This is a genomic window from Limosilactobacillus vaginalis DSM 5837 = ATCC 49540 (genome assembly GCF_000159435.1).
Lineage (GTDB): Bacteria > Bacillota > Bacilli > Lactobacillales > Lactobacillaceae > Limosilactobacillus > Limosilactobacillus vaginalis.
Map to the genome: position 1 here is coordinate 1 of NZ_GG693454.1, position 304 is coordinate 304.

Annotated in this window: 1 rRNA gene; it reads right to left on the reverse strand. The window is 43.8% G+C overall.

From position 1 onward, the window contains the following. Positions 1 to 165: ribosomal RNA gene (locus HMPREF0549_RS08970) — 16S ribosomal RNA — on the reverse strand; the annotation flags it as partial. Positions 166 to 304 lie beyond the last annotated feature (139 nt).

Sequence of the window (304 nt, forward strand, 5' to 3'; positions counted from 1 at the left end):
TTCAGGGCAGGTTGCCCACGTGTTACTCACCCGTCCGCCGCTCACTGGTAATCCAACGTCAATTCAGTGCAAGCACGTCATATCAGTTGGGCCAGTGCGCTCGACTTGCATGTATTAGGCACACCGCCGGCGTTCATCCTGAGCCAGGATCAAACTCTCATATAAAATATAAGAACTTGAATAGCTCTAATTCAAATTAATTAAGCGAATTGACTTCGCAAATGTTTTGCTTCAAATCGTAATGATTGAAGACCCTACACATTTGATTCGTCGAAACTTTGTTCAGTTTTCAAAGGTCTACCTT